At 36.5% G+C, this 25,736-nt stretch carries 24 protein-coding genes; 14 read left to right on the forward strand and 10 right to left on the reverse strand.

Annotated features, from left to right (window positions below):
* Positions 1–11 precede the first annotated feature (11 nt).
* Both F3G66_RS04345 and F3G66_RS04350 read left to right on the forward strand, forming a co-directional pair.
* Positions 12–857, forward strand: coding sequence for an SPOR domain-containing protein (locus F3G66_RS04345; protein WP_149707267.1), 846 nt, complete (start codon positions 12–14; stop codon positions 855–857).
* The gene (locus F3G66_RS04350; protein ID WP_149707268.1) at positions 854–1,642 is read left to right on the forward strand and encodes a shikimate dehydrogenase; all 789 of its coding nucleotides are present in this window, start codon (positions 854–856) and stop codon (positions 1,640–1,642) included. The genes F3G66_RS04345 and F3G66_RS04350 overlap by 4 nt, the downstream gene beginning before the upstream one ends.
* A gap of 152 nt (positions 1,643–1,794) precedes the next feature.
* On the opposite strand, the gene F3G66_RS04355 is transcribed toward F3G66_RS04350, so the two are convergent.
* Positions 1,795–2,850, reverse strand: coding sequence for a TRAP transporter substrate-binding protein (locus F3G66_RS04355; protein WP_021091622.1), 1,056 nt, complete (start codon positions 2,848–2,850; stop codon positions 1,795–1,797).
* A 90-nt stretch (positions 2,851–2,940) separates the two neighbouring features.
* Between F3G66_RS04355 and pyk the strand changes: the two genes are divergently transcribed.
* A complete protein-coding gene (pyk, locus tag F3G66_RS04360; RefSeq protein WP_149707269.1) occupies positions 2,941–4,392 on the forward strand; it encodes a pyruvate kinase in 1,452 nt (483 codons plus the stop codon).
* A gap of 642 nt (positions 4,393–5,034) precedes the next feature.
* Here pyk and dnaJ read toward each other — a convergent pair.
* Positions 5,035–6,177: a molecular chaperone DnaJ gene (dnaJ, locus tag F3G66_RS04365; RefSeq protein WP_149707270.1), complete on the reverse strand. Its 1,143-nt coding sequence runs from the start codon at positions 6,175–6,177 to the stop codon at positions 5,035–5,037.
* A gap of 122 nt (positions 6,178–6,299) precedes the next feature.
* On the opposite strand from dnaJ, the gene F3G66_RS04370 reads away from it, so the two are divergent.
* The 11 genes from F3G66_RS04370 to F3G66_RS04420 all read left to right on the forward strand — a co-directional run bounded on the left by F3G66_RS04370 (position 6,300) and on the right by F3G66_RS04420 (position 17,091).
* Positions 6,300–6,971, forward strand: coding sequence for a response regulator transcription factor (locus tag F3G66_RS04370; RefSeq protein ID WP_021091583.1), 672 nt, complete (start codon positions 6,300–6,302; stop codon positions 6,969–6,971).
* The gene (locus tag F3G66_RS04375) at positions 6,968–8,224 is read left to right on the forward strand and encodes an ArsS family sensor histidine kinase (RefSeq protein ID WP_084109547.1); all 1,257 of its coding nucleotides are present in this window, start codon (positions 6,968–6,970) and stop codon (positions 8,222–8,224) included. Before F3G66_RS04370 ends, F3G66_RS04375 begins: the two co-directional genes overlap by 4 nt.
* On the forward strand, positions 8,221–8,793 hold the full coding sequence (gene recR, locus F3G66_RS04380) for a recombination mediator RecR (RefSeq protein WP_149707271.1): 573 nt from the start codon (positions 8,221–8,223) through the stop codon (positions 8,791–8,793). Before F3G66_RS04375 ends, recR begins: the two co-directional genes overlap by 4 nt.
* Positions 8,794–8,878: 85 nt before the next feature.
* Positions 8,879–10,495: an anthranilate phosphoribosyltransferase gene (gene trpD, locus F3G66_RS04385; RefSeq protein ID WP_149707272.1), complete on the forward strand. Its 1,617-nt coding sequence runs from the start codon at positions 8,879–8,881 to the stop codon at positions 10,493–10,495.
* Positions 10,482–11,096, forward strand: a complete 615-nt coding sequence (locus F3G66_RS04390; RefSeq protein WP_149707273.1) for a phosphoribosylanthranilate isomerase — start codon at positions 10,482–10,484, stop codon at positions 11,094–11,096. Before trpD ends, F3G66_RS04390 begins: the two co-directional genes overlap by 14 nt.
* An 8-nt stretch (positions 11,097–11,104) precedes the next feature.
* The gene (locus F3G66_RS04395) at positions 11,105–13,465 is read left to right on the forward strand and encodes an AAA family ATPase (RefSeq protein WP_149707274.1); all 2,361 of its coding nucleotides are present in this window, start codon (positions 11,105–11,107) and stop codon (positions 13,463–13,465) included.
* A 15-nt stretch (positions 13,466–13,480) separates the two neighbouring features.
* A complete protein-coding gene (trpB, locus tag F3G66_RS04400) occupies positions 13,481–14,662 on the forward strand; it encodes a tryptophan synthase subunit beta (RefSeq protein WP_149707275.1) in 1,182 nt (393 codons plus the stop codon).
* Positions 14,655–15,404: a tryptophan synthase subunit alpha gene (trpA, locus tag F3G66_RS04405; protein WP_149707276.1), complete on the forward strand. Its 750-nt coding sequence runs from the start codon at positions 14,655–14,657 to the stop codon at positions 15,402–15,404. The genes trpB and trpA overlap by 8 nt, the downstream gene beginning before the upstream one ends.
* Before the next feature lie 78 nt (positions 15,405–15,482).
* Positions 15,483–15,902, forward strand: a complete 420-nt coding sequence (locus F3G66_RS04410) for a chemotaxis protein CheX (RefSeq protein WP_054197109.1) — start codon at positions 15,483–15,485, stop codon at positions 15,900–15,902.
* Positions 15,899–16,216: a flagellar motor switch protein FliN gene (fliN, locus tag F3G66_RS04415; RefSeq protein ID WP_021091807.1), complete on the forward strand. Its 318-nt coding sequence runs from the start codon at positions 15,899–15,901 to the stop codon at positions 16,214–16,216. Before F3G66_RS04410 ends, fliN begins: the two co-directional genes overlap by 4 nt.
* Complete coding sequence (locus tag F3G66_RS04420; protein ID WP_149707277.1) at positions 16,213–17,091, forward strand: excinuclease ABC subunit A; 879 nt, start codon at positions 16,213–16,215, stop codon at positions 17,089–17,091. Before fliN ends, F3G66_RS04420 begins: the two co-directional genes overlap by 4 nt.
* A gap of 60 nt (positions 17,092–17,151) precedes the next feature.
* Here the strand turns inward: F3G66_RS04420 and F3G66_RS04425 are convergent, their stop codons facing one another.
* From F3G66_RS04425 to F3G66_RS04460, 8 genes are all read right to left on the reverse strand, one after another.
* Positions 17,152–18,600: a Ppx/GppA phosphatase family protein gene (locus tag F3G66_RS04425; RefSeq protein WP_149707278.1), complete on the reverse strand. Its 1,449-nt coding sequence runs from the start codon at positions 18,598–18,600 to the stop codon at positions 17,152–17,154.
* A gap of 2 nt (positions 18,601–18,602) precedes the next feature.
* A complete protein-coding gene (locus tag F3G66_RS04430; RefSeq protein ID WP_188115825.1) occupies positions 18,603–19,820 on the reverse strand; it encodes a sensor histidine kinase in 1,218 nt (405 codons plus the stop codon).
* Between the two features lie 38 nt (positions 19,821–19,858).
* Positions 19,859–20,530, reverse strand: coding sequence for a homeostatic response regulator transcription factor HsrA (gene hsrA, locus F3G66_RS04435; RefSeq protein WP_021091657.1), 672 nt, complete (start codon positions 20,528–20,530; stop codon positions 19,859–19,861).
* A 76-nt stretch (positions 20,531–20,606) separates the two neighbouring features.
* Positions 20,607–20,933 carry a dihydroneopterin aldolase gene (locus F3G66_RS04440; protein WP_087577788.1) on the reverse strand — a complete coding sequence of 109 codons (327 nt, stop codon included), beginning with the start codon at positions 20,931–20,933 and terminating at the stop codon, positions 20,607–20,609.
* Positions 20,930–21,541 (reverse strand): glycerol-3-phosphate 1-O-acyltransferase PlsY, encoded by a 612-nt coding sequence (gene plsY / locus F3G66_RS04445; protein WP_149707279.1) that lies wholly within the window; start codon positions 21,539–21,541, stop codon positions 20,930–20,932. Before plsY ends, F3G66_RS04440 begins: the two co-directional genes overlap by 4 nt.
* 58 nt (positions 21,542–21,599) lie before the next feature.
* Positions 21,600–23,888, reverse strand: a complete 2,289-nt coding sequence (locus F3G66_RS04450; RefSeq protein ID WP_149707280.1) for a helicase HerA domain-containing protein — start codon at positions 23,886–23,888, stop codon at positions 21,600–21,602.
* Positions 23,889–23,896: 8 nt separating this feature from the next.
* Positions 23,897–24,979 (reverse strand): PilZ domain-containing protein, encoded by a 1,083-nt coding sequence (locus F3G66_RS04455; protein WP_149707281.1) that lies wholly within the window; start codon positions 24,977–24,979, stop codon positions 23,897–23,899.
* Positions 24,980–25,101: 122 nt separating this feature from the next.
* Positions 25,102–25,701, reverse strand: a complete 600-nt coding sequence (locus tag F3G66_RS04460) for a peroxiredoxin (protein WP_103570590.1) — start codon at positions 25,699–25,701, stop codon at positions 25,102–25,104.
* Between the last annotated feature and the right edge of the window lie 35 nt (positions 25,702–25,736).

The raw sequence follows: 25,736 nt of genomic DNA on the forward strand, positions 1-25,736 counted from the left end.
AAGGATAAAAAGTGGAAAACGATGAGTTAAAAGATATTCTTTTAGAAAGAGATGATGACGCAAGAGGATTGAAGCTAAAAAAACTTCTGATATTTATAGCAGCTCTTATTATACTTTTTTTGATCATTGTAGTGGCTATGAAGCTAGTAAATTCAAGTGATCCTTCACAAGCTCAAAATGAAGCTGATTCAAGACTAGTGCTTCCTCCAGTACCAGCTGAGCAGCCAGTAGATAGACAAGCTCCGATAGCTGATACAAATTCAGACAATAAAAAAGGCGATACACAGCTTTTTGAGCAAGTACCGATCGTGCCTGAAAATAAGCAACAAGACGAATTTGAAGATATGATCAAAAAGCTAAAGGATAAAGAAAACAATAAGCCTATTTCTAAAACTGAAGAGTCAAAAGAGATAGTTAAGCCTATTGAAAAGCCAGCTGAAATACCAGCTAAAAAAGCTGAGACAAAGGTAGATGCTCCAGTTAAAAAAGTCGAAAAAGTAGCAGCTACCGATAAAAAGAGTGAGGCAAAACCAGCTAAGGCTGAAAATAAAGTAGATAAAAAGATTGAAAAAAAGGCTGAAACCAAAATAGAAAAAACGGACAAAAAAGCTGAGGCAGCTAAAACTGAACCTGCTACAAAAGGCTCTTATGTTCAAGTGTTTGTGACTAGTAAATTTAATCCAAATGCTGAATATATGAAGAAGATTGCTGCCAAGGGATATAGCTACAAGACTATAAAAGTTGGCGAGCTGACTAAAATTTTAGTTGGCCCATTTGATGAAAAAACGCTTCAAAAAGCAGTAGGTGATATTAGAAAAGATATCAATAAAGACGCTTTTATCTTTAGAGCAAAATGAAAACATTCGCAGTCTTTGGAGATCCAATAGCTCACTCGGTATCTCCGAGGCTGCACAATAAAGCCATTGCAGACCTGGGCTTAAAAGCACTTTACACAAGAGTCTTGCTAAAAGATGGCAGCGAATTAATCAATAAATTTAAATCCTTAAAATTAAACGGTGCAAACGTAACACTTCCACATAAAGAGTGGGCTTTAAATTTAGCCGATGAAGCTTCGGATATAGCACGCAAAATAGGCTCTGCAAATACGCTTGTGCTTAAAAATGACAAAATTTATGCATATAACACAGATGCGCCCGGGTTTTTAAAAGCAATAAAAAATTTTAAAGATGTAAAAAAAGCTATTGTCCTTGGAGCTGGCGGTACTGCAAATGCCATAACTTATGCATTAAAAGAACAAGGCGTTGATGTTTGCATACTAAATAGAAGCAAAGATAGGCTTGAGAAATTTAAAGATGAGTGCAAATGTTTTAGCTGGGATAACTATGAAGAGCAAAAATTTGATCTAGTCATTAACTCGACCTCTGCTGGCTTAAAGGATAATTTTCTACCAGCACCTAAAGAAATTTTAAAAAGCATTTTTAAAGATGCTAAATTCGCATTTGATGTGATTTATGGTAAGCAAACACCATTTTTAGAAATGGCCAAGCAAAGCAGCCTTAGTGTAAAAGATGGCGCCGATATGCTTTTATATCAAGCGGTCTTAGCACTAAATTTATTTTTTAATAATACACTTGATGAATCAAAGATCGAGCGCTCAATGAGAGAAATTTTCTATCTATAACCAATTAGTATTTATTTTTTATAAAAATTTGCGTAAGTTTGGTTTTAAACTAAGTTAAATTTTATGGCTTGTAGAAAATATTTTGATTAAAATTTTTATTGAAAGTAATTAGAATAAATATAAAAAGCAGGGAAGATCCCTGCTAAATTTTACTATTCATTTGTTTTGATATAAGCGTAGTCTGAAATTTTAGTCCATTCTCTTGCTTTTTTAAGGAAGGCTCTTTGAGACTCAACGATCTCTTTAAATAATGGATCTTTAGCACTCTCTTCATCAAGTAGCTCGTTTGTAGCCTTTTTAAGAGCTGCGATGACCTCTGGTGGGAAAGATTTTACTTGGATGTCTGGATACTCGCTCTTCATTTTATCCCAGTACTCGACGTTTGAATAAAATACTTTTGTATTTGCATCTCTTGCTACTTCAGCTGCAGCTGCTTCAAAGATCGCTTTTAGGTCATCTGGAAGCTTCTCGTATGATTTTTTATTAAAGAAAAATTGAGTTTCACCGTTTGGCTCTTGCCAGCCTGTGTAGTAGTATTTTGCCACTTTGTGAAAGCCAAGTGCCATATCATAAGCTGGGCTAACCCATTCGACTGAGTCAATCGTTCCCATCTCAAGAGCCATGTAAAGCTCACCAGTTGGGATAGTATTGATGTTAGCGCCAAGTTTAGCGTAAATTTCACCACCAAAGCCCGGAATTCTTATCTTTAAGCCTTTGATATCATCTAGTGATTTGATCTCTTTTTTAAACCAGCCACCCATTTGCATGCCGGTATTTCCAGCTCTAAAAATTTTGATATTGTATGGATCGTAAACTTTTGCCTCAAGCTCCTTACCGCCGCCAAATTCATACCAAGCTGTTTGCTCATCAGTATTCATCATAAATGGAGTTGCTGTAAAAAATATAGTTTTAGCATCTTTGCCTTTATAATAATAGCTACTTGTGTAGGTAATGTCGTATTGACCGCTTTTAGCAAAGTCAAGCATTGCGAAAGGCGATTTATGCTTTGATGGATAATCAATCCTTAGCTCAAGTCTGCCATTACTCATCTTTTCAACTTTATCCTTTAGCTCTTTTGGTACATCACCAAGCACTGGCATAGTGCTCTCCCATGAGCTAGCAAGCTTTAGCTTATAAACTTTATCATCTCCCATAGCAACGCAAGCAACAGCTGCTAGACCAAGAGACGCTAATAAAAATTTATTCATATCTTCTCCTTTAAAATTTTGACTATTATACAAAAATTTACATTATTAAAATGTGTTATAATCGCAAAAATCAAATTTATGGGGCATAAAATGATAAAAAAGACGAAAATCGTAGCTACTTTGGGGCCAGCAAGTGATAATGAAGAGACAATGGAAGCGATGGTAAAAGCAGGTGTTAATGTCTTTCGTTTAAATTTTAGCCATGGGACACACGAATACCATAAATCAAACATTGACAAGATAAGAAATATCGAAAAAAGGCTAAATAAAAGAATAGGCATTTTACAAGATATCTGCGGCCCAAAGATCAGAGTTGGCAAGCTTAGTGAGCCATTTTATCTAAAGGCCGGTGATGAACTTAGTATCCATGCCGATGAGATCATCGGTGAAAAAGTGGAAAACGGAATTTATAAAGTAAGCCTAAACCAGCCTCAAATTTTGCCTATGCTAAAGGTTGGCGAGTATGTCTATCTCTATGATGGCTCTATAAGAGCAAAGGTTGTTAGTGAAGGTAAAGAAATAGTAAAAACTATTATTGAAAATGATGGAGTTCTTAACTCAAACAAGGGTGTAAATTTTCCAAATACGGCTCTTGGCATCGAGATCATCACGCCAAAAGATAAAGAAGATATGAAATTTGGCGCAAAGCATGGCGTAAATTTTGTCGCCATTAGCTTCGTGCAAGATGCAAATGACGTAATAAAGGCAAAAAATATCTTAAAAGAATTTGGCTCAAGAGCTGCTGTTTTATCCAAGATCGAGAAATTTGACGCGGTTGAAAATATAGACGACATCATTGCAAAGAGTGATGGTATCATGGTAGCTCGTGGCGATCTTGGCATAGAAGTGCCATTTTATAAGGTTCCAACTATCCAAAAGCTCATCATCAAAAAAGCAAATGCAGCAAGCAAGCCAGTCATTACAGCAACTCAAATGATGCTAAGCATGGCAGAGCATGAAACTGCCACAAGAGCGGAGATCAGCGACGTGGCAAATGCCGTGCTAGACGGTACTGATGCTGTTATGCTAAGCGAGGAGAGTGCGATTGGTAAAAACCCAGTTGCAGTCGTAGAGGCGATGAGTAAAACGATCATCCAAACTCAAAGCATCTATCCATATAATAAATTTGATGAGTTTGACTTTTTTGACGAGACTGACATGGTCGCAAATAGCGCAGCTTCGCTAGCTGTTCGCATCAAGGCCAATGCGATACTCTCTATCACAGGCTCAGGCAAATCAGCCATAAAACTAGCTAGAAACCGCACAAACATCGACATCATCGCTATCGCGCACGACGAGCAGACAGCTCACATGCTTACCCTTGCCTGGGGCGTGACGCCAGCGCTCGTGCTTGAAAAGACAAAGCTAAATGTCCTACTTGCAAATGTCATCAAAAAGGCTTACGACGCTGGATATGTCGAGCATGACAAGACCTATCTTGTCACAGCCGGTCACCCTACGGGCGTTGAGGGTAGTACAAACCTTATACGTATCATCAGACGCGATCAGCTCGATTATTATTTGGAGCTTGCAACTGAGTAAATTTATATACTCTCTTGCAAATTTTAAAATTTTGCTTGCTCGTAAGAATTGACTGCTAAGATTTGTTCTTGCTTTTTGCTTGGCTCAAATCTTAGAGCCGAAATTACTTGCTCATGAAATTTTAAAATTTGCCTGATGCCTACTTAATATAACAAAGCAATTTTGCAAATTTTAAAATCTTACTCTCTCACCTTAGCAAACTACTAAATTTAGGCCACACTTCGTTTAGCACTAAATTTAGAGCTGCGATATGCTCGATAATAAATTTTATAATTTGCTGGAAATTTAATATAACGCATGCAGTGCGTTAGTACTGAGGCATGCCACTTCTAACGTCGTCGGGGTTAGGGGATTGCTAAGGGGAAGGGAGCGACTTCGTAATTCAAGCCTCTTCCCCCTTAACAAAAGAAACAAACATTTAAATTTAACTAGATTGCTTTGTAAATTTTAAAACTTTCATCCACTCGTAAGAATTGACTGCTAAGATTCGTTCTTGCTTTTTGCTTAGCTCAAATTTTAGAGCCGAAATTACCCGTTCATGAAATTTTAAAATTTGTGTGAAATTTACTTGTAAAAATTAGGATATATAAAATTTGTTTTGAAAGAATTTGTGACGCTAAATTTAACGTCACAGATCTAAATTTATTTTTTCTTTTTGCCTTTTGGCTCATCGCCTTTAAACCAGCTTTTTATCTTATCAAAGACGCTTTCATCGGTATTTGATTTACCTGATTCTATGCCAAAGCTAGCTTGAAGTTTATTTAAAAGCTCTTTTTGCTCATCGCTTAGTTTTTCAGGCGTTTGAATAGAAATTTGCGTTACAAGCCTACCTTTTTTGCGCGAATTTACGCTTTTTATACCTTCATTTTCAAAGATAAATTGCTGCTTATCCTTTGCTCCAACAGGTAGTTTTAGCTCGGTTTCTCCTCGAAGCGTTGGAATTTTTATACTTTCGCCAAGTATAGCTTGCGTGAAAAAGACAGGAATTTCTAGATAAACATCGTCGTTGTGACGAATGAAATGCTTGTCTTCTTTTACGTTTATACTTACATAAAGATCGCCTTGAACGCCGTTTGTGCCGATATTGCCTTTACCAGCTACTCTCATTCTCATGCCGCTATCAACGCCTTCAGGGATGGTAATCTTTACAGTTTGTTGCTGGATTTTATAAGCTTTTGCGTTACAATCAGGGCAAGGCTCACTTATTACTTCACCGCTTCCGTGGCAATATGGGCACTCTTGGACGATATTCATAAAGCCATTTCCGCGTGTTATTCTGCCACTTCCGCCACAGTGCTGGCATGTCTTACTCTTGCCATCTTTACTGCCAGTTGCATTGCATGTTGGGCAAGGCACTTTTTGATCAAATTTTATCTCTTTTTCGCAACCAAAAATAGCTTCGTTAAACTCCAAATTTATAGGAATTTCAAGATCGGCTGAGTATTTTTCAGAGTATCTTTTTCTCTGCCTGGAACTACTCGCAAAACCGCCACCAAAAAATGAGTCAAAAATATCTGAAAGATCAAAATCGGCACTAAATCCGCCACCGCTACCAAATCGACCCTCAAGGCCTTCTTTGCCGTATCTATCGTAGATAGAGCGTTTTTGCTCGTCACTTAAAACTTGATAAGCTTCATTTATCTGTTTAAATTTTAGTTCAGCCTCTTTGTCGCCAGAATTTCTATCTGGGTGATATTTTAAAGCAAGTCTTCTAAAGGCTTTTTTGATCTCATCTCCGCTTGCATTTCTTGAAATTTCAAGGATTTCGTAATAGTCAAATTCCACATTTTCCCTTGTTAATTAAGCTTATTTTAAATATGGGATTTTACCCAAAAAAGTTTAAATTTAAAAAAGAATTTACATTTTTGCCGTATAATCTCTACTATTTTTAATAAAAAGGATAATTCATGGTTAATGTTTTAATGATAGAAGACGATCCAGAATTTGCACAAATTTTATCTGAATATCTTGATAGTTTTAATATAAAAGTTACGAATTTTGAGGACCCTTATTTAGGGCTTAGCGCTGGGATAAAAAACTATGATTTGCTAATACTTGATCTTACTTTGCCGGGTATTGATGGGCTTGAGGTTTGTAAAGAAATTCGCCAAAAATATGACATCCCTATCATCATAAGTTCAGCCAGAAGCGATATTAGCGACAAGGTTGTTGGGCTTCAGCTTGGTGCTGATGATTATTTGCCAAAACCATACGATCCAAAAGAGATGTATGCTCGTATCACAAGTCTTATAAGAAGATATAAAAAGACAAATGAAGTACAAGAAGAGGTCGTTGATAGCGCATTTAGGATCGATGATAAACGTCACGAAATTTACTTTAACAATGAGCCGTTGGCGCTTACTCCGGCTGAGTATGAAATTTTAACTTATCTCATTAAGCAACACAGCTTTTCGGTATCACGCGAACAGCTAGTTTATAACTGCAAAAGCCTAAAAGATAAAGATTCAAAGAGCTTAGATGTTATTATCGGACGCCTCAGATCAAAAATCGGTGATAGCTCAAAAGCCCCAAAACATATATTTTCAGTAAGAGGCATAGGATATAAGCTTATCGGATGAAATATTCCATAACTACGAAGATAACTATTATCTTTGCCATAGCTTTCTCGCTGATGTGCTTGCTCTTTGTAACTTTTGCAAACATTCAGCAAGAGAGCGCTTTAGAAAAACTAAAGGATAGACAAATAAGTGCGATGAACTACCTTGTCGCACTCTATGAACGCGGAAATCCCCCAAGAGATTTAGAGCATTATTTTAAAAATTTTTACTTAGAGTATGTTGGAAATAAGAATTTAGCCACTTCAATAGCTACAAACGGGACTGTTGTTTTTACGCAGCACACACCTCTTGGAGTGGTGCAATCGGTTAATTACAAAGGCGATTTGTATTTGCTTATTAAAAACCCGTCTTTTCAGCTGCTTCTTGAAAGTAATGATGCAAGACACGTAAATGATCCGCTTTGGGTCGCGTTCTTAATAGTTTCAGCCCTTCTCATCTCACTTTATGTTTCTGTTCTTAGAAGTCTTTCACCACTTAGAAGGCTTAGTAAGGACATTAGAAAATTTGCCAGTGGAAATATGGAAATGGCGATGACGGCTAGGCTAAATGAAAACGAGCAAGATGAGATCGGACAGGTTGCGGTTGAGTTTGATAATGCCGTTTGCAAGATCAGAGAGCTCATCCGCTCAAGGCAGCTATTTTTGCGTGCGATCATGCATGAGCTAAAGACTCCGATTGGCAAAGGTAGGATCGTCTCTGAAATGGTCGCAAATGAGACCCAAAAGATGAGGCTCATAAACGTTTTTGAGCGCCTTGAGATGCTAATAAATGAATTTAGCAAGGTCGAGCAGCTCCTTTCTAAAAGCTACGCACTAAACTATCAAGAGTGCCATTTCTCGCTCATTTTAGAGCAAGTGCAGGATATGCTCATGCTTGATAAATTTGAAGAGCGAGTGAGCTGCGATATCAAAGACGACGTGATATTGAGAGTGGATTTTCAGCTTTTTAGCTTAGCGATTAAAAATTTGATAGACAATGCCCTAAAATACGCAGAAGATAAAAAGGCTATTTTGATCTGCGATAGCGAATTTATAGCGGTTAAAAATTTAGGCAAAAAGCTAAATCATCCGATTGACTACTACAAACAAGCCTTTGTTAGAGGCGACAAGGTGAGTGCGGGAAGCGGTATGGGGCTTGGACTTTATATCATCGAACAAATTTGTCAGATGCAAAAATTTGAGCTAGTTTATGACTATGAAGACGGCTATCACGTCTTTAAAATTTTACTTAGATCAAAGGCGAAGCGAGCATGAAAAGAGGCTTAGAAAAATTTAACGAGCTAACTGAGTCTTTTGCAAAGCTCCCTGGTGTCGGTAAAAAATCAGCCGCAAGGTTTGCCTATTTTGTCTGCATGCAAGATAGCTTTGCAGGGCTAAGGCTCGCTCAAAATATCGAAGACGCGGTGAGGTTTATCAAACGTTGTGAGCGTTGTGGCGGGCTAAGCGAAAATGAAATTTGTGATATTTGTAGCGACGAGAACAGGGATAGCGAGGTCATCTTACTGGTTGAGAGCCCAAAAGATATTCTAGTTTTTGAGCAAAATGGCATTTATAATGGCCTTTACTTCGTGCTTGACGAGATTGACGAGGATGCCATAGAGAGGCTGCGAAGTGCGATCAAACAAAATGGCTCAAAAGAGGTCGTCTTTGCCTTTACGCCAGGGTTAAATTCTGACGCACTTATGCTTTACGTCGAGGATAAGCTAGGGATGAGTGAAATTTCATTTAGCAAGATCGCCCAGGGCGTGCCAACTGGTGTAAATTTAGAAAACGTCGACATGCTTTCACTTTTAAAAGCCTACGAAAGCCGTACAAAAGCCTAATTAAACTTTCTTTTAGTTATAATTTTGCCTAAATTTATAGAAATTTAGCCAAGGCTCAACCGCTGCTAAATTTAAAGGATATAGGTTGATTTTACTCATAGATAATTACGATAGTTTTGTTTTTAATGTCGAACAATATGTAAAAGAGCTTACAGATGAAGAGGTTAGATGCGTTAGAAATGATAAGATCACGCTTGATGAGATCAAAAAACTAAACCCAAGCAAGATCATTTTAAGCCCAGGGCCAAAACACCCAAAAGATAGCGGAGTTTGCTTAGAAATTCTAAAAGCCGACCTTGGCGTGCCGGTGCTTGGCATTTGCCTTGGACATCAAGCTATAGGGCTTAGTTTTGGCGCGAAGATAAAAAGGCTAGACGACCCGCTTCACGGCAAGACCTCGTTTATCGACGTGAAAAACAAAGAGCCACTCTTTGCAGGGCTGCCTGAGCGCTTTGAGGTTATGCGCTACCACTCGCTTTATGTCGATGAGCTCCCAGCTAGTTTAAGCGCTGATGCGGTGAGCGATGATGGCGTAGTTATGGCGCTTAGCGTAAAAGATAAGCCGATCTTTGGCATCCAGTTTCACCCAGAGAGCTACTTCACGCAATACGGCAAAAAGATAGTTGAAAATTTTGTAAATTACAAGGCAAAAGAAGAGGTAAAAGAGCCAAAAATTCGCTCATTCAAGCCATATCTTATCAAGCTTCAAGAGAGCATACCGCTTGATGATAGCGACTTTGAGCAAATTTGCGAGATAATAGCTAGCAAAGAGTACGAGATCGTGCAGCTTTCAGCCCTTTTGGTGCTTATTAGCGAAAAGAGCCTCTATCCAAAAAGCCTCGCTGCGCTTGCAAAAAATATCCTAAAATACTCGCAAACTTACCGCGACGATACGCCTATGATCGATCTTTGCGGCACTGGCGGCGATGGCTTTAAGACGATAAATATCTCAACTACAGTTGCATTTATCCTTGCAAGCCTTGGTATAAAGGTCGCAAAACACGGCAACAAGGCAGTTTCAAGCAAGTCGGGTAGCTCTGATGTGCTTGAAATTTTAGGTGTCAAAAGTGAAAAATCACTGGCAAAACAGCGTGAAAATTTAGCTAGTAAAAATTTAGCCTTTTTCCACGCGCCATTTTTCCATCCGCTAGTTGGTGAGGTGAGAGAGGTGCGCCAAAGACTTGGCATAAGGACCGTTTTTAACGTGCTTGGACCGCTTTTAAATCCAAATTTAAACCTTACAAATCAGCTAGTTGGCGTCTATCATAAGCCTGTCTTAAAACTCTACGCCCAGACACTTAAAATCCTTGGCAGAAAGCACGCCCTAGTCGTTCGCGGAGATGACGGACTAGACGAGATCACTCTTTGTAGCGAAACAAGTGTCGTCGAGCTAAAAAATGGCGAAATTTTTGAATACAGCATCACGCCAGAGCAGTTTGGCTTTAAAAGAGCGCTTCACAGCGATATCGAGGGCGGCACGCCTGAAGAAAACGCCAAAACATTGATCCGCACGCTAAAAGGCGAGGAGCAGGGGGCTAAATTTGACATCGTGGTCTTTAACGCGATGTTTGCACTCTACGCGGCTGATGGCGCAAAGAGCCCAGACGAGGCCAAAAAAATGGTGCTTGAGGCGATAAATTCTGGTAAGGCGTATAAATTTTATGAAGAGTTTATAAAGGCTGGGGCTAATGGCACTAGTTAAAATTTGTGGCATCAAAACGCTAGATGAGGCGAGTGCGGTTTGCGCTTTGGATGTTTATTTTATCGGGCTGATATTTGCTAAAAGTAAAAGAAAGGTTGAGCTAAATTTAGCTAGGCAGATAGCGAAATTTGCTCACAGTAAGGGCAAAAAAGTAGTTGGTGTTTTTGCTGAGCAAAGTGATTGCGAGATAATGGAAATTTGCCAGTTTGTTGGTCTTGACGTGGCTCAGGTGCATGGAGCGGTGAGTGAAAATTTATATGTAAATTTAAAAGATATGGGGCTTGAGATTTGGCAGGTTTTTAGCGTGAAAGATAGCTTGCCAGAGGTTGATTTTAAGCATTTTGACATGGCGCTTTTTGACTGCAAGGGCGAAAATGCTGGCGGAAACGGCACTAGCTTTGAGTGGGAAATTTTAAAAAAGGTTAAGTTTAAATTTGGCATGGCTGGAGGCATAGGCGAGCACAACATAAAAGAGGCACTGAAATTTAAGCCATATCTAGTCGATATCAACTCCAAAGTCGAGGATGAAAACGGCATAAAAGATGCGCAAAAGATAGAGAGAATTTTAAAGGTAGTAAAATTTAACAACACATTGGAGTGAATAATACAATGTTTAGTAATTTTTGTGGCATAAAAATTCATGGAAAGTGCTTTCAAAGTGAAGTAAAATTAAATTTTTTTGAGAAAGAGTACCATAGATTTTGTTTAATCTATGGCAAAAACGGAAGCGGTAAAAGCACTATTTCTCAAGCTTTTGATACCGTTAAACAAAACAATCAATTTCTTATTGTTAGTCAAATTATAGATAAAAGCGGCGTAGCAATAGATTTAATAAATGAAGATCAGAAAAAGAATATTTTTGTATTTAATGAAGAATATGTAAATAGTAAAGTTAAAATTAAAGATAATGGTTTGGACGCAATAGTTTTACTTGGAGACGCGGCAAATATAGATAAGAAGCTTAAAAAAGCAAAAAGGATTAGCAAAAAATTAGAAAGAAGACAAATTAAATATCAAGAAGAGTTCCAAAAATATAATGATAAACAAAATACAGATAATCCTGAAAAATATGAAAATGATATAGTAGTAAATTTAAAGAGTAACTTTGCCGAACGAGAGAAAAATATTCTAGGAAATACAAATAGAAATTTACAAAATAAAACAATAGAATTCGCAAAAAATATCATAGATCATTTTGAAACAGATGTAAGTATAGATAAGCTGAAAAATAACTTTGATGATAAATTCAAATCTTACGAAGATATCCGAAGCAATTTAAATTTTATAGAAGATATTAAACAGCTAAATTTTGAAGATATTAAACAGCTTTTATTATACCAACTAGAGCAAAAACAATTAACTCCAAAAGAAGAAGAAATAAAACAAGCCATAGCAGAAGCAGACCATGTAATAACTAAAAATATAATGGAAAGTGATAAAGATATTTGCCCATATTGCTTTCAAAAGCTAACAGACGAATATAAAAAAGAAATTTTATCAAGCTTAGAAACAATCTTTAATCCGAACATACGAAGCCATCAGAGAAATTTAGAAAATAAGAAGCAGGAAATTCAAAATTCACTAAATGGTTTAAAAAATTTGCAAGATATGGATAAACTAGATAAAGATTTATTTGATGCCATAAAAATACAAATTAATACTTGCCAAACTGAAGTCACTGAAAAACTAGACCAAAAAATACAAAATCCATTCATCGCCTTAAATTTAGATGTAAATTTTGATAACTTAGTTGATGGATTAAATCAAAATTTAGAGCAACTTGAGAAAAAAAGACAAACTTTTATGGTGCAAAAAGATAGAGCAAATGAGATAAAACAAGAGCTTGAAAAACTAAACAACCAAATAGCTTATTGCGAGATAAAAGATGATTTTAATCATTACGAAGAAAAGCTAAAAGCTAAGCAGGCTTTAGATAGTAACAGAGAGCATAATGATAAACGACTAGAGTGTATAACTAGTAAAATTTCAAAACTAAATGCTCAAAATAAGCAGATAAATATAGCTCAAGATAAGATTAATGAATATCTAAAATATATATTTTTTAAAGAAGGTAGGTTAGAGCTTTGTGAGCCGAATGATCAAAAACAATATATCTTAAAATCAAATGGCAATAGAGTAAAAGCTAAAGACATTTCGACTGGCGAGCGAAATGCCATTGCATTAAGCTATTTTTTTACCGAAATTTTCAAAGGCGAAAATAGTGAGGAATTTTATACAAAACCAAAATTTATAGTTATAGATGATCCGATTTCTAGCTTTGATTTTGAAAATAAAGTTGGGATAATGTCGTTTTTAAATTACCAAATTCATAAAATTATGACCGGTTGCAATAAAAGCAAGATGATAATTTTAACTCACGATTTGATGAGCGTGTTTGATATGCAAAAGATTATAAGCAATTTACCAAAAATAGAATTTTATAATGAACGAGAAAATAAAAATAAGAAAGATGTTATCTTTATACAAAAAGAGCTCAAAGACCAGCAACTTATTGATGATTTTGGTAAAAATTATTCAGAATATAAAACTCTTTTGAAAAAAATTTATGATTATGCAAATAACTCCATATCAGAAAGTGAAAATATTGGCAATAATATGAGAAAAGTACTAGAAGCCTTTGGCACATTTAATTATCAGTGCGGTATAGAAGATATCGTAAGAGACAAAACAATAGTAGCAAATCTAAGCCCAGAACAACAAACTTATTTTGAAAATTTAATGTATCGTTTGGTTTTGCACAGCGAAAGTCATGCAATGGATAAAACAAAAACTCTTGATTTTTTCTCGTGCATTAGCGAAAGTGAAAAACAAAATACTGCAAGAGACATCCTTTCTCTTCTATACTTGCTAAACAAGGTGCACCTGCAAAAGTATTTACAAAAAGAACAGGTAGAAAAAATAGAGCAGTGGGTTAGAAATTGTAGGATATCAAACAACAGAATAAATTAAAAGTAAAGGATAAAAATGAATAGTAAGGCATATTTTGGAAAATTTGGCGGGCAGTTTGTGCCTGAGACGGTGATGTTTGCCCTTGATGAGCTAGAAAACGCCTATGTTAGCATCGCAAAGACAAAAGAGTTTAAAGACGAGCTTGATGATCTGCTTAAAAACTACGTTGGTAGGCCTAGTCCGCTCTTTTTTGCAAAGCGCCTAAGCGAGCACTATGGACATGAAATTTACCTAAAAAGAGAGGATCTAAACCACACTGGCGCGCACAAGATAAATAATGCCCTAGCTCAAGCGCTGCTTGCTAAAAAAATGGGTAAAAAGAAAATTTTAGCTGAGACTGGAGCTGGCCAGCACGGCGTGGCAACAGCGACTGCAGCGGCACTTTTGGGCTTGGAGTGTGACGTATATATGGGCGCTACGGACGTGGCTAGACAGCAGCTAAATGCCTTTCGTATGCAGCTTCTTGGCGCAAAGGTGGTGAGCGTAGAAGATGGCTTAAAAACGCTAAAAGAGGCGACTACAGCAGCCATACAAGCGTGGGTAAATGAGATAGAGAGTGCATTTTACGTCATTGGCTCAGCCGTTGGTCCGCACCCATATCCAAAGATCGTGCGTGACTTCCAAAGCATCATCGGCACAGAGGCCAAAGCTCAGCTTGCAGACTACGGCAAAAAGGCTGACTACGTCATCGCCTGCGTCGGTGGCGGTAGTAATGCTATTGGTATTTTTAGTGCGTTTTTAGATGATAAGAGCGTAAATTTAGTAGGTATAGAAGCTGGCGGACTTGGTATAGAGACGCCTTGTCACGCAGCTACGCTTAGCAAAGGTAAAACTGGCATCATCCACGGCATGAAAACGACGGTCTTGCAAGATGAGTACGGCATGATCTCGCCAGTTCACAGCATCTCAGCAGGCCTAGACTACCCAGGCATAGGCCCAGAGCACGCTCACCTAAACGACATCAAAAGGGTAAAATACGAAGCCGTAACTGACGATGAGTGTATAAATGCTTTGTATTTTCTAAGCAAGATGGAAGGCATCATCCCAGCCATCGAGAGCGCGCATGCACTGGCATATCTAGAAAAGCTTTGCCCAAAACTAGATAAAAAAAGCGTCATAGTCGTAAATGTCTCAGGCAGGGGCGATAAGGACATAAACACAGTTATCGGCTACGAAAAAGGAAAAATTTATGGATAAGATAAAAAGTGCATTTAACGGCAAAAAGGCAAACATCGGCTACATCGTGGCTGGATATCCAAGCTTAGAAAAAACGAAGGAATTTTTAGAAAATTTAGATGAGAGCACGCTAGATCTAGTTGAGATCGGCATCCCTTACTCTGACCCGCTGGCTGATGGTAAACTCATAGCGCAAGCTAGCTTTGAGACGGTGCAAAATGGCGTAAATACAGACGTTGTCTTTGATATGCTTGAGAGTTGCAAGGCAAAAGTGACAAAGCCACTTGTTTTTCTAGTTTATTACAACATTATCTTTGCTTACGGCGTTGATAAATTTCTAAAAAGATCAGTTGAAGCAGGTGTGAGCGGCTTTATCGTGCCGGATCTGCCTTGCGAGGAGTGCGAGGAATTTGCTCTAAAATGTAAGGAGCTAAAATTAAGCCTGATACCACTTATCAGTGTTACATCTGGTGGTAGGGCGGATGGAATTTTAAAATTTGGCTCAGGATTTATCTACGCTCTTGGCGCAATCGGCGTTAGTGGTTCAAAAAGGGCTGATGAAGATAGGATAAAAAATTTAGTTCTAGAGCTTAAGAAAAAGAGCGATCTGCCAGTGGCTGTGGGCTTTGGTATCAAAAACAAAGATGATGTTAATGAAGTAAAAAAATATGCTGATGGAGCGATAATAGGTACGCAAATAGTTAAGCTTTGTGCCGATTTTAGCGGTGAAAAGCTGGTAAAAGAGATAGATAAACTCTTTTAAAATGCTTAATAAATTTATAGCTAATTTAGTAAAGCCAAAGTATAATTGAAAATGCATTTCAAGTCTTAAGGAAGAGATATGAGAAAAGTTATAGATGAAGCTACAAGCTATCTTTGCAAGGATACTTTAGGGCTAGATTTAGAGTTTGGCAAGAGTCTAGGCAAAGGATTTTACGGAGCTAGCATACCAGTCTATAAGGGCAAAAGCGAGTATCATTTTTACCTATTTTTTAAAAAAGATACTTTGAAAATTTTCATGAATGCCTTTTTTGGTCACGAAGATGTTGATGGTGGCGATCTGGACGATCTTTGTAAAGAGATAGCAAATCAGATCATTGGCAAAGCTAAAAATTTGCTAAACGAAAAAGAGCCAAATGCTTATAAGCTTGGAACGCCTGAATTTTTAGGTGAAGTTGAAAATTTTGGCATAAAGCTAAAAGAAAAATTTATATATAAAATAAAAAATAGAACATTTCAAATAGGCTATGACATACAATGAACGACGAGAGTGCGATAGAGACGCTAGAGCAGCTAGGGCTTTTTAAGAGCTATGATGAGCTTATGGATATAAGCGTTGATTTTATAGCTGAGCTAGGAACTACCACGGTTAGTATAAATGAGCTTTTGAAATTTGAAGCTGGTTCGGTCATAGACCTTGAAAAGCCAGCTGGTGAGAGTGTGGAGCTATATATAAATAATAGAATTTTTGGAAAAGGCGAAGTAATGGTTTATGAGAAAAATTTAGCCATCAGGATAAATGAAATTTTGGATTCAAAGTCAGTTATTCAGTACTTCAAAAAAGAACTTTTATGAAATTTATACTATTTTTCTTACTTTTTGCAACTCAAATTTTAGCTTCAAACCTATTAACTTATAATATCTATGAACGTGCTGATAGGGTTGATATTATGCTTAGCTTTGATGCACCTTATGAAGGAAATATCTTTCAAAAGCGCGAAAAAGACACAACGTCTTTGATATTAAATTCTCTAAATTACGATCAAAGTGCTAGCAAAGATATAAACTCAAAGATTATTCAAGAGCTTGAGATAGAGCCAAAGCAAAACTCTTTAGTTTTAAATTTGCGCTCAAATGATGCTATTATCGTAAATGCATCAAAGACGACTGATAGTTTTGGGCTCCGCATTCGTGTAACTCTAAAAAATGCAAAACCTCAAATACAAAATATGCCTCAAGCTAGTGCAAAAATAGAGACTCCTAACACACCAAAGATAGATGAAGAGCCTATGCTGAATATAGACTCAAGGTATTTTATAGTCTTAAGTGTGCTTATTGCGCTTCTTGTATTTTTATATGTATTTAAAAGATATATTACTTCAAAGAGTGGCGACTTTAGTGGATTTAAAACACCTAGAAATCAGTCTCAAAATGATACAAAATCAATGAACTGGCTACTTAAAAATCAAAATAGTAACGTCAATATAATATATGAAAAGTATCTTGATCGCACGAATCAACTAATGCTATTAAGCTATGAAAATAGGCGTTATTTGGTGATAGTTGGTAGCTCAAATGTAATGCTTGATAGCTTTGGTGAAGACAAGATACAAAATGAGCAAGATTTTGCTATATTTTTTGAAGAAAACAAGAAAAAACTAAGCTCATTTTTAGAAGAACGAAAAAATAGTTTAAGTAACTATAAAGATAAAATGAGCGGAGAATTTTAGAAGTTTTAGCCAAAATTCTCATCCAATTTAAATTTTATGCGTTAAAGCTAGTTTCAAAATTTATACAAACGAAATAGCAAAAATTTCAGGCTTTGTGATCTTTTTTATCTCTTCTTTTGCCATAGCAAATTCTTTTGCACCTTCTATTTTTAGCGTATGCCCACTAAATTCGAAGTTTAATTTTAGCCTTTCACAGGTTAGATCAAGTGCCTTTGCTAGTGAGAGTATAAAACTTAGCCATCTTATACACTCGGCTTTTGGAAGTAAATTTTTATATCGCTCAAATTCATAGATATTTTTCTTTCCGTTTGTGCCAATTACTACTGCAATCAATGCTTTTTGTTCATGCGAAAAGCCATAATTTAAGGCATTTAAGACTATATAGGCTGAGTTTTTATGATCGCCATAAAAGCCAATCTCTTGACCGACATTGTGAAGTTTTGTAGCAACTAAAAGCACTTCAAGATAGTTATCGCTTAGACCGTGAAGCTTTTTTAATACCATAAATATATCTTTTGCATATCTTGTGACTGATTTATTGCATGATAATATAAAACGATCTTGCAAACTTTTGATGCTTGGATTAAAATTTTGCGGAAATTTAAGGCTAGGGCGTAAAAAATCTTTTAAGAATACTCCCTCTCTTACACCAACCCCGCTTGTTATAATATTTTTGGCATTTAGAGCTTTGGCGAGGGCTAAAAAGATATGTGCACCCTCTCTAATGGTGTCGTATCTATCTTTTTTTATAGGAAATTTATTTAGCTCAAGTACGCTAACATTTGCGATGTTCTCGATATAGGCTTGTTCGTCGCTAAGCTTGTAGCAAAAGCCGTGCAGTGAAGAGAGCGGATATAAATTTTTGCTCATTATGGCAGATGATATCGCTCTAAGAGAGCCTCCAATAGCGATTATATTTTGGCATTTAAATCGCTCATCTATCTGTTTTGTAACTTGTTCTAGAAATTTTGGCAATTTATTTAAGTTTTTTTTATCAAAAAAAAGCTCTTTTAACCTAACCGTACCAATATCAAGCGAGAGCGTATCTATTATTTTGCCTTTGCTTATTCTAGCAAGCTCAGTTGATCCGCCACCGATATCGATAGTGACGCATTCATCGATATTATGGAGTAAATTTTTGGCTGCGATAGCACCAAAAGTAGCCTCTTCTTTGCCGTCTATGACTTTTAAATTTATACCAAGTTTTTTTCTTAAAATAGAGATCAGAACATTTGCGTTTGGAGCGTCCCTAAGCGCTGAAGTACCAACACATAAGACTTTATTGCATTTGTAGCTTTTTATGATATTTGAAAATTCGCTAAAAGCCTTTAGCGCTTTTTCCATTGAGCTTTCGGATATTTCATTGTTTGAGCCATATCCGCCTTCGCCTAGACGCACTTTTGTTTTATATTCAGCTAGTATAAAAAACGCTAAGCGTGACGTTCTCTCAAATATCGCCATTCGCATAGAATTTGAGCCAAGATCTATTACTGCGGTTCTCTTTGCCATTTTTATCCTTTTATATTTAAAACTAGGCTTGCGACTGCACCGCTTCTATCGTTTCTATTTTTAATATCTACTTCGCCACCAAGAGCCTGCGCTGCACCTTTAGCTAGAAACAACCCAAGCCCAGCACCACCTTTGTCGCCGTATCTTTTAAATGGAGCAAATAAATCTTTACTCTCATCTATGCCTATTCCTTCATCTATTACTTCGACGATAAATTTATTTTTTATGAGCTTAGAGCTAATCGTAATAGTGCTATTTTTTGGTGAAAATTTAATGGCATTTTGAACAAAATTTTGCACAATGTGGGTTAGTAAGCTAGTTTGTATTTTTAGATTTAAAATTTCTGGTTTTAGGTCTAGTTTTATATTTTTTTCATCATTTTTTGCAAGTATCTCATAGTTTTTAGCAAGTTTTTTTAAAAATCCTATGACATCGGTATTTACTGGCTCTTCAAACTGGGCTCCCTCTTGGCGGCCGATCTCAAGCACAGAACTTATCATCGCGTTCATGCCGTTTATAGCTTCATTATTTGATTTTAGAGCCTCGATATATTTTTCACTCTCGCGTGGCTTTAAAAGTGTAACTTCATTTTTTGTCTTCATTACGGCAAGGGGCGTTTTTAGCTCATGTGCCACGCCTACAAAAAGTTCTTTTTGGTATAAGACAAATGTTTGGATGCGAGAGATTAGTCTATTTATGCTCTGCCCAAGTGGTAAAAACTCATCTGGTAGACTTTTTATATCGATCTCATGAAGAAATTTTTCGTCTAAATTTGTAAGTTTGTGACTCAAAATTTTTATAGGTATTAAAAGCATTCTTGATAAAAATAGTGCATAAAAAAGCACCAAAAGTATCGCTGACACATTTACGATTATAATATCTATAAAAATTTCTTCTACTATATGAGCTTGAAGAGTAGTATCTTTTTCTAGGCTTAAATAACTGCTTTCATCAAGTTTTGTTATTAAAATAGTTTTACTTTGATCCTTTGATTTTTGCGTTACGATATATGTTTCTTTATCTTTCGGCTCGTCTGTTTTTATCGTTGCTAGAGTTTTATTTGGATTTTCTATCGTAAATGTTTTTAAATTTAAAGGATTGAAATTCTGAGGATTTTTTTTATAAGCTTCTGCTTGATAGTTTAGCTCATTAACTACACTTTGAAAAACGGTAACCCTTATATAGTGATAAAGCATTACCGAAATAACTACAATTAGCATCATAGCACCAGATGCTAATTGTAGTATAAATCTATTCCTTAGGCTTTTTTTGGAAAACAAAATCTATATCCGCGTCTTCTAACAGTTTCAATTGTTGAAATATTTAGTGGTTTATCCATTTTTTGGCGGATTTGGTTGATAGCGACTTCAATGACGTTTGGAGTTACAAGCTCTGGCTCTTCCCAGATAGCATCAAGCAGTTGCTCTTTAGATACGATCTGATCTGAGTGTCTTGCAAGATGAGTTAGGACTTCAAAAGGTTTGCCCTTAAGCTCAATATCACGACCCAAATATGTGATTTTCTCCTCATCTGGATTGATGATGAGCTCATCGATTTTTATAATATTTGTGCCGCCAAAGCGTAGTCTTGCTTCAAGTCTAGCTACCAAGATGTCAAAATCAAATGGCTTTTTGATATAGTCATCAGCACCAGCTCTAAGTGCTTTTATTTCGCTTTCTTTGTCATCTTTTGCAGAAAGAACTACAACTGAAGTGCGTGGAGATTTATGTTTGATGATGTTTATAAGATCTATGCCATCGCCATCTTGGAGCATCCAATCAGTCAAAACTAGATCGTAATTTCTGATGCCTATATAGTACTCAGCATCTTTAAAATTTTCAGAGCTATCAGTTTGATAGCCAAACTCTTGCAAGCCCTCAGCAATCGTCTTATTTAGCGTCACTTCATCTTCAACTATTAAAATACGCATTTTGCTTCCTTAAACTAAAATTTATGGGCGATTGTATCATAAATTAAGCAATATTTCAAGATAGTTTAATAAATTTTTAAAAAATAGTGTTTATTTTTGCTCCAACAACTGCATTTGGCAAAATTTCTGTTTTTAAAATTTCCATTTTAAGGCTAGTTAGTGAGCTAAATTTCTCTTTTAATGCTTTGCTGGTTTCTTCAAGAGACTCTTCAACGCTTTGAAACTGTCTTTCATTATAAAAATTTTTAACAAAGTCAATAATTAAAATATAATCAATAAAACTAGTTGAGCAAATTTCTAGATTCATTTGCACCTCTTGCTTAGTGACTCGCTCAAAATCAAGCATTCCGATGATCGTTTCAAATTTATAATCTTTAATGATCGTCGTCATCTCGCTTTTCATACGACTTTTTTCTCCTTACCGGATATTAAACGAACGATATTTGGTATGTGTTTATAAACCACCAAAAATGCGATGATTAGTATCGGAGCATGTGTATAAATTTCATCTAGCTCTGGGTGGATTATAAAGCTTGATGCAATCAGAGCTATCAACGCACAAAGTGAGGCTAGAGAGCTTATCTTTAAAAATTTACCGACCAAAAACCAAACGACAAGAGCGATAATGATCTCAACTGGTAAGAAAAATGCGACAACTCCAGCTCCAGTTGCGACTCCTTTACCACCCTGAAATCCTAAGAATATCGAAAAGCAATGTCCAGCTACGCTTAAAACCGCCATCGTCCAAAGCACACTTTGACTAGCTCCCAGATGTGAAGCGACAACAAGTGGCAAAACGCCTTTTAAAACATCACAAACTATCGTTAAAATGGCTAGTTTTTTGGCTAATTTTGGATCTTTTTGTTTTAAAACTCTTAAAACATTTGTCGCACCGATGCTCTTGCTACCTTCGTTTTTTATATCAACATGCCCAAAAATTTTTGCAAGAATGAGGCCAGACGGAATACTTCCAAGTAAATAACTAATGGCATAAAGTATTAAATTTTGCATATTTTACCTTTTAAATTTAAAAGAAATGATAGTAAAAAAATACTAATTATTTTATAAATCATTTCCACAAAAGTACGACTTTCTCGTCATAGATATCGCTTTTCTTTGGTGAAATTTGCGTTTCGTTTATCGTGATGTTTTTAACATCATTTGCTTCTTTTAACGCATCGCACTCTTGTGCAAATTTCTCTTCAAGCTCGCTTATGGCTAAATTTATATCATTTACACTTTGCTCACTAAGCTTTACATCACTTCGCTCTTTTAAAACTCTATTTGCACTTCTTGCGCTTGATGCGATTTTACCCGCATTTTGACGAGATAAAAGCTTGCTACCAAATATCGCTCCAAGTATGCTAGCGCCTATATTTATGGCAGCATCAAGCCCACTTGTGGTCATCTCTTTTTGCTCTTTATCAAGCTTTGCTAGAGCCTTGTTTAGCTTGTCTTGTAAGCTTTTTCGCTCTTTTTCAAATTTAGCTGTGAGTTTTGCGGTTTGTTCTTCTGAAATTTCATTGCACTTATCTTGAAGCCTGATATAAAACTGCTCCTTTGCTTCATTGTTTTTTGAATAAATTCCCAATGCTTCAAAGATGTTAAATTTGAAATTTCTATACAGATACTCTTTAAAATCTTTTTGGATATTGTCAAAATTTTTAGCTTTTAAGATGAAATTTGGCACAGCTGCAAAGCTTGCGTCACTTGGTTTATCCAAGCTTGCATCGATGTGCATGCCTTCGCTAGCCTCATCCCAGTTTGGCTCATTGTCATTTTCGTTTAGTTCATAAAGATAGCTTACTTCATAAACGCTATCGATACCTTTTTTGGTGTCATAAATTCTTATCTTTGCGCTTGCTAGTAGGTTTGGTGTAAGGGTTTTTGAATTAGTATAAAGTTGCGTGATTTCATTTGAGATTATGGGCTTTATGCTAAATTTTATCTCGCTTTTATCGATTCTTGTATCAGATAAATTTTCTTTTTGCTTTTTCATCAAATTTGAAATTTGTTCGCGGCTTAGTGGCCCTTTTAGATAGCTAAGCGCCCACCGTGTCGAAATAACGCTTAGTCCGTTTTCGTTTATATTTTTAACTAAAAAATTTCTCTTTGCCAAATTTGATATGAGATTTTCAAGCGAGGCTTTATCTAGGTTTGAGCCAGAGATGCCGCTTAGCCCATCTATAACGCGAGCTTTATCCTGCGCTGTTTGGAGGCGGCCGATAAACCAAGTGCCGATGTTGCTAAGGCCTTTATAGTCAAGATCGACTGGGTTTTGCGTGCTTAAAACACAGCCTAAACCAAATGCACGGGCCTGCTTTAAAAGTGTGAGCATAGGCGTTTTTGATGGTGGGTTTGCGTTTGGTGGGAAAAATCCAAAAATTTCATCCATATAAAGGATCGCTCTAAGTGAGCTTGTGCCCTCAGTACCGCGCATCCACGCGATGATCTCGTTTAGTAAAAGGGTGACAAAAAACATCCTCTCAGCGTCATTTAGGTGCGAGATCGTAAAAATATTACACTTTGCTTTGCCGTTTTCGTCAAATAGCATCTTTGAAATTTCTAGTTTAACGCCTTGAGTCCAGCCTTTAAAGCTTGGGCTTGCGATGAGAGCGTTTATCTTCATGGCAAGCTTTAGGCGCTCACTGCTTGGATAGAAGGTATCGACATCAAAAACGCCTATCTTTTTAAAAGGCGGATTTGCGATGAAATTTATAAGCTCTTCGATGCTGACATCTTTTTGCTCTTTAAATTTAGTATCAAATATGGTTGAGATGAGAAGCTGTTCTTTTGAATTCATGTCCTCGGAATTTATACCTACAAGAGATAATACCGAGGCTGCAAGCGAATTTATATAGTTGCTAAAAATTTCTTCATCAGTGATATTTGGGCAGGCAAAGTCGCTAAGTAGCGCCACGCCTATGCCAGCTGAACTTTTTGGTGTGTAGATGTTAAAGCTAGCGCTCTCTTTTAAAATTTTTACGCGCTCAAGATCTTGAAAGCTAGACTCTATGCCGTTTTTCCAAAGCTCGGCCTGAGCAGCGGCAAATTCCTCTACGCTTTGACATTTGTTGGCCGCTTCTGCTTCATCGACGTATGGTAAAAAATCCTCCGCTCTCATCTGCGGAAAGGTGAGGACTAAATTTGTGATATCGCCCTTTGGATCGATGATGATAGAAGGGATATTATCTATGCAGGCCTCTTCTAAAAGTGTGATGCCAAGGCCTGTTTTACCGCTACCTGTCATACCTATGATGGCTGCGTGGGTGGTTAGATCCTTATTTTTATAAAAAAATGGCTCTTTGTCTTTTAATCCGATATAAAAAAGTTTTAAATTTTCTTGTATTGTTTTCACTAGCTGCCTTATTCGTATAAATTTATACGTGAGCGAAGCTCATCAAGTGTCTCTTTTATGCGCTTTTGCGTAAAATCTTTTATCGTTTCATCATCATCGATAAGCTTCATGCAGTATCTAATGTAGCCTTTATATGCCAGTTCTGTAACAAGTCTTAGCTTTAAAGTCACGTTTTTTACTTTATCTGGTGCGATTAAGATTTCAAAGGTCGCTTCTAGTTCTTCTCCATCCTGAAAATTTGTAGTTTGCGGGCTTAATACGCTTATGCCGCCTTCAGAAACATCATAAAGGCTACCTTCGATCTTGTCTTGTTTGCCTTTGATAATAGTTTTAGTAAAACGATTTGGTAAAATACGTTGGAATTTTCTTTTGTACGCATACATTGTTGTATTTAGCGAGAAATTTGAAAAAGTAACACTTTTATCTGTTATATTATAATTTATGATATCTGCACACAAAGGCTTTGAGAAAAAGCTATTTGGCAAAATAAAACCTTTGCCGTCTTGCTTCATAGCTAAAATTTGCATCATATCCACGCGAAAAACGACACTATCTTCTTTAATTTCTAAAATTTCAGCCTCATATTTTATATTTAGTCCATCATATAAATTTAAAAGCTCTGGCCTTACCTTGGCTTTTTTCATGCGAGTGAATGTATTGATCGGATCTTCATAAAAAAATGTTCCGGTTTCAATCATGTCTTTTACATTTGTTTCTTGCTGGTCTTTGGCACCACATAAAATTTCTTTGATTCTTGAAACGGCATTTACGAAATAACCTACGAAGGTGCTATTGTCGCAAGAGTGACTAAAATTTAAAGTCAAATTTAAAAGTAGGAAATTTATTAATTCGTCTCTTGCGTTTGATTTTGGTATTAGAATATTTAAATCATCTTGTAGCTGCGTAGCATTTGGCTTTTGAATAAGCAGTGTATCAAAGATGTTTTTAAGACAAATTTTTACCTGATCGTGCGGTACGATAAATGTTAGCTGTCTACAAAATTTGATACCATCGTCGATAAATTTATCTCTTAATTTAAGTATGCTATCTTCGCAATTTATTACAAGCTCTTGCCTGCCTTTAAAATCCATGTAGTCTCCGGAATGTTGTTGATTAAAGCCAAGGCTATGATATAAAAAGTTATATTAAAAAAGTATTTAAATTTATTTGGAGGAGAAATTTCTAGGTAAAGATACCTAGAAATTTCTATTGATTATAGTTTGCTTTCGTTGTGTGAAAGGTAGTCGGCAACACCTTCAGTGCTTGGTTTCATGCCAGCATCACCTTTATTCCAGCCAGCTGGGCAAACTTCACCATGCTCATTTGTAAATAGCATAGTATCGACCATTCTTATCATCTCATCGATATTTCTGCCAAGTGGAAGATCATTGATAACTGCATGGCGAACAGTGCCATCTTTGTCTAGTAAGAATGAGCCACGAAGTGCCACACCAGCATCTTCTAGAAGTACGTCAAATCCGCGAGCGATTGATTTTGTCATATCAGCTACGATAGGGAAGCGAACTTTACCAATACCGCCTTTGTTTACTGGAGTCTCTTTCCATGCGAAGTGAGAGAATTGGTTGTCGCATGAAACTGCGATAACTTCGATACCACGTGACTTGAACTCGTCATATCTTTTATCAAATGCGATGATTTCGCTTGGGCAAACAAAAGTAAAATCCATTGGATAGAAAAATACGACCGCGCCTTTCTCGCCAATATTTTTATAAAGATTAAAATCATTTACAATTTGATTGTTTCCTAAAACCGCTGCAGCTGTAAAATCAGGTGCTTTTTTTGTTACTAACATTTGTTCTCCTTAATAATAAATTTTATTGATTGCGA

It is taken from the genome of Campylobacter concisus (genome assembly GCF_902460665.1).
Lineage (GTDB): Bacteria > Campylobacterota > Campylobacteria > Campylobacterales > Campylobacteraceae > Campylobacter_A > Campylobacter_A concisus_AL.

What these genes read in the sequence shown, in the direction of transcription:
- F3G66_RS04370 (WP_021091583.1), top strand. Translation starts at nt 6,300, where the DNA reads ATGGTTAATGTTTTAATGATAGAAGACGATCCAGAATTTGCACAAATT.
- hsrA (WP_021091657.1), bottom strand. Translation starts at nt 20,530, where the DNA reads ATGCGTATTTTAATAGTTGAAGATGAAGTGACGCTAAATAAGACGATT.
- F3G66_RS04355 (WP_021091622.1), bottom strand. Translation starts at nt 2,850, where the DNA reads ATGAATAAATTTTTATTAGCGTCTCTTGGTCTAGCAGCTGTTGCTTGC.
- F3G66_RS04430 (WP_188115825.1), bottom strand. Translation starts at nt 19,820, where the DNA reads ATGCTAATTGTAGTTATTTCGGTAATGCTTTATCACTATATAAGGGTT.
- fliN (WP_021091807.1), top strand. Translation starts at nt 15,899, where the DNA reads ATGAACGACGAGAGTGCGATAGAGACGCTAGAGCAGCTAGGGCTTTTT.
- F3G66_RS04420 (WP_149707277.1), top strand. Translation starts at nt 16,213, where the DNA reads ATGAAATTTATACTATTTTTCTTACTTTTTGCAACTCAAATTTTAGCT.
- F3G66_RS04375 (WP_084109547.1), top strand. Translation starts at nt 6,968, where the DNA reads ATGAAATATTCCATAACTACGAAGATAACTATTATCTTTGCCATAGCT.
- trpA (WP_149707276.1), top strand. Translation starts at nt 14,655, where the DNA reads ATGGATAAGATAAAAAGTGCATTTAACGGCAAAAAGGCAAACATCGGC.
- F3G66_RS04460 (WP_103570590.1), bottom strand. Translation starts at nt 25,701, where the DNA reads ATGTTAGTAACAAAAAAAGCACCTGATTTTACAGCTGCAGCGGTTTTA.
- F3G66_RS04395 (WP_149707274.1), top strand. Translation starts at nt 11,105, where the DNA reads ATGTTTAGTAATTTTTGTGGCATAAAAATTCATGGAAAGTGCTTTCAA.
- recR (WP_149707271.1), top strand. Translation starts at nt 8,221, where the DNA reads ATGAAAAGAGGCTTAGAAAAATTTAACGAGCTAACTGAGTCTTTTGCA.
- F3G66_RS04350 (WP_149707268.1), top strand. Translation starts at nt 854, where the DNA reads ATGAAAACATTCGCAGTCTTTGGAGATCCAATAGCTCACTCGGTATCT.
- F3G66_RS04410 (WP_054197109.1), top strand. Translation starts at nt 15,483, where the DNA reads ATGAGAAAAGTTATAGATGAAGCTACAAGCTATCTTTGCAAGGATACT.
- F3G66_RS04425 (WP_149707278.1), bottom strand. Translation starts at nt 18,600, where the DNA reads ATGGCAAAGAGAACCGCAGTAATAGATCTTGGCTCAAATTCTATGCGA.
- pyk (WP_149707269.1), top strand. Translation starts at nt 2,941, where the DNA reads ATGATAAAAAAGACGAAAATCGTAGCTACTTTGGGGCCAGCAAGTGAT.
- F3G66_RS04440 (WP_087577788.1), bottom strand. Translation starts at nt 20,933, where the DNA reads ATGAAAAGCGAGATGACGACGATCATTAAAGATTATAAATTTGAAACG.
- F3G66_RS04390 (WP_149707273.1), top strand. Translation starts at nt 10,482, where the DNA reads ATGGCACTAGTTAAAATTTGTGGCATCAAAACGCTAGATGAGGCGAGT.
- trpB (WP_149707275.1), top strand. Translation starts at nt 13,481, where the DNA reads ATGAATAGTAAGGCATATTTTGGAAAATTTGGCGGGCAGTTTGTGCCT.
- plsY (WP_149707279.1), bottom strand. Translation starts at nt 21,541, where the DNA reads ATGCAAAATTTAATACTTTATGCCATTAGTTATTTACTTGGAAGTATT.
- F3G66_RS04455 (WP_149707281.1), bottom strand. Translation starts at nt 24,979, where the DNA reads ATGGATTTTAAAGGCAGGCAAGAGCTTGTAATAAATTGCGAAGATAGC.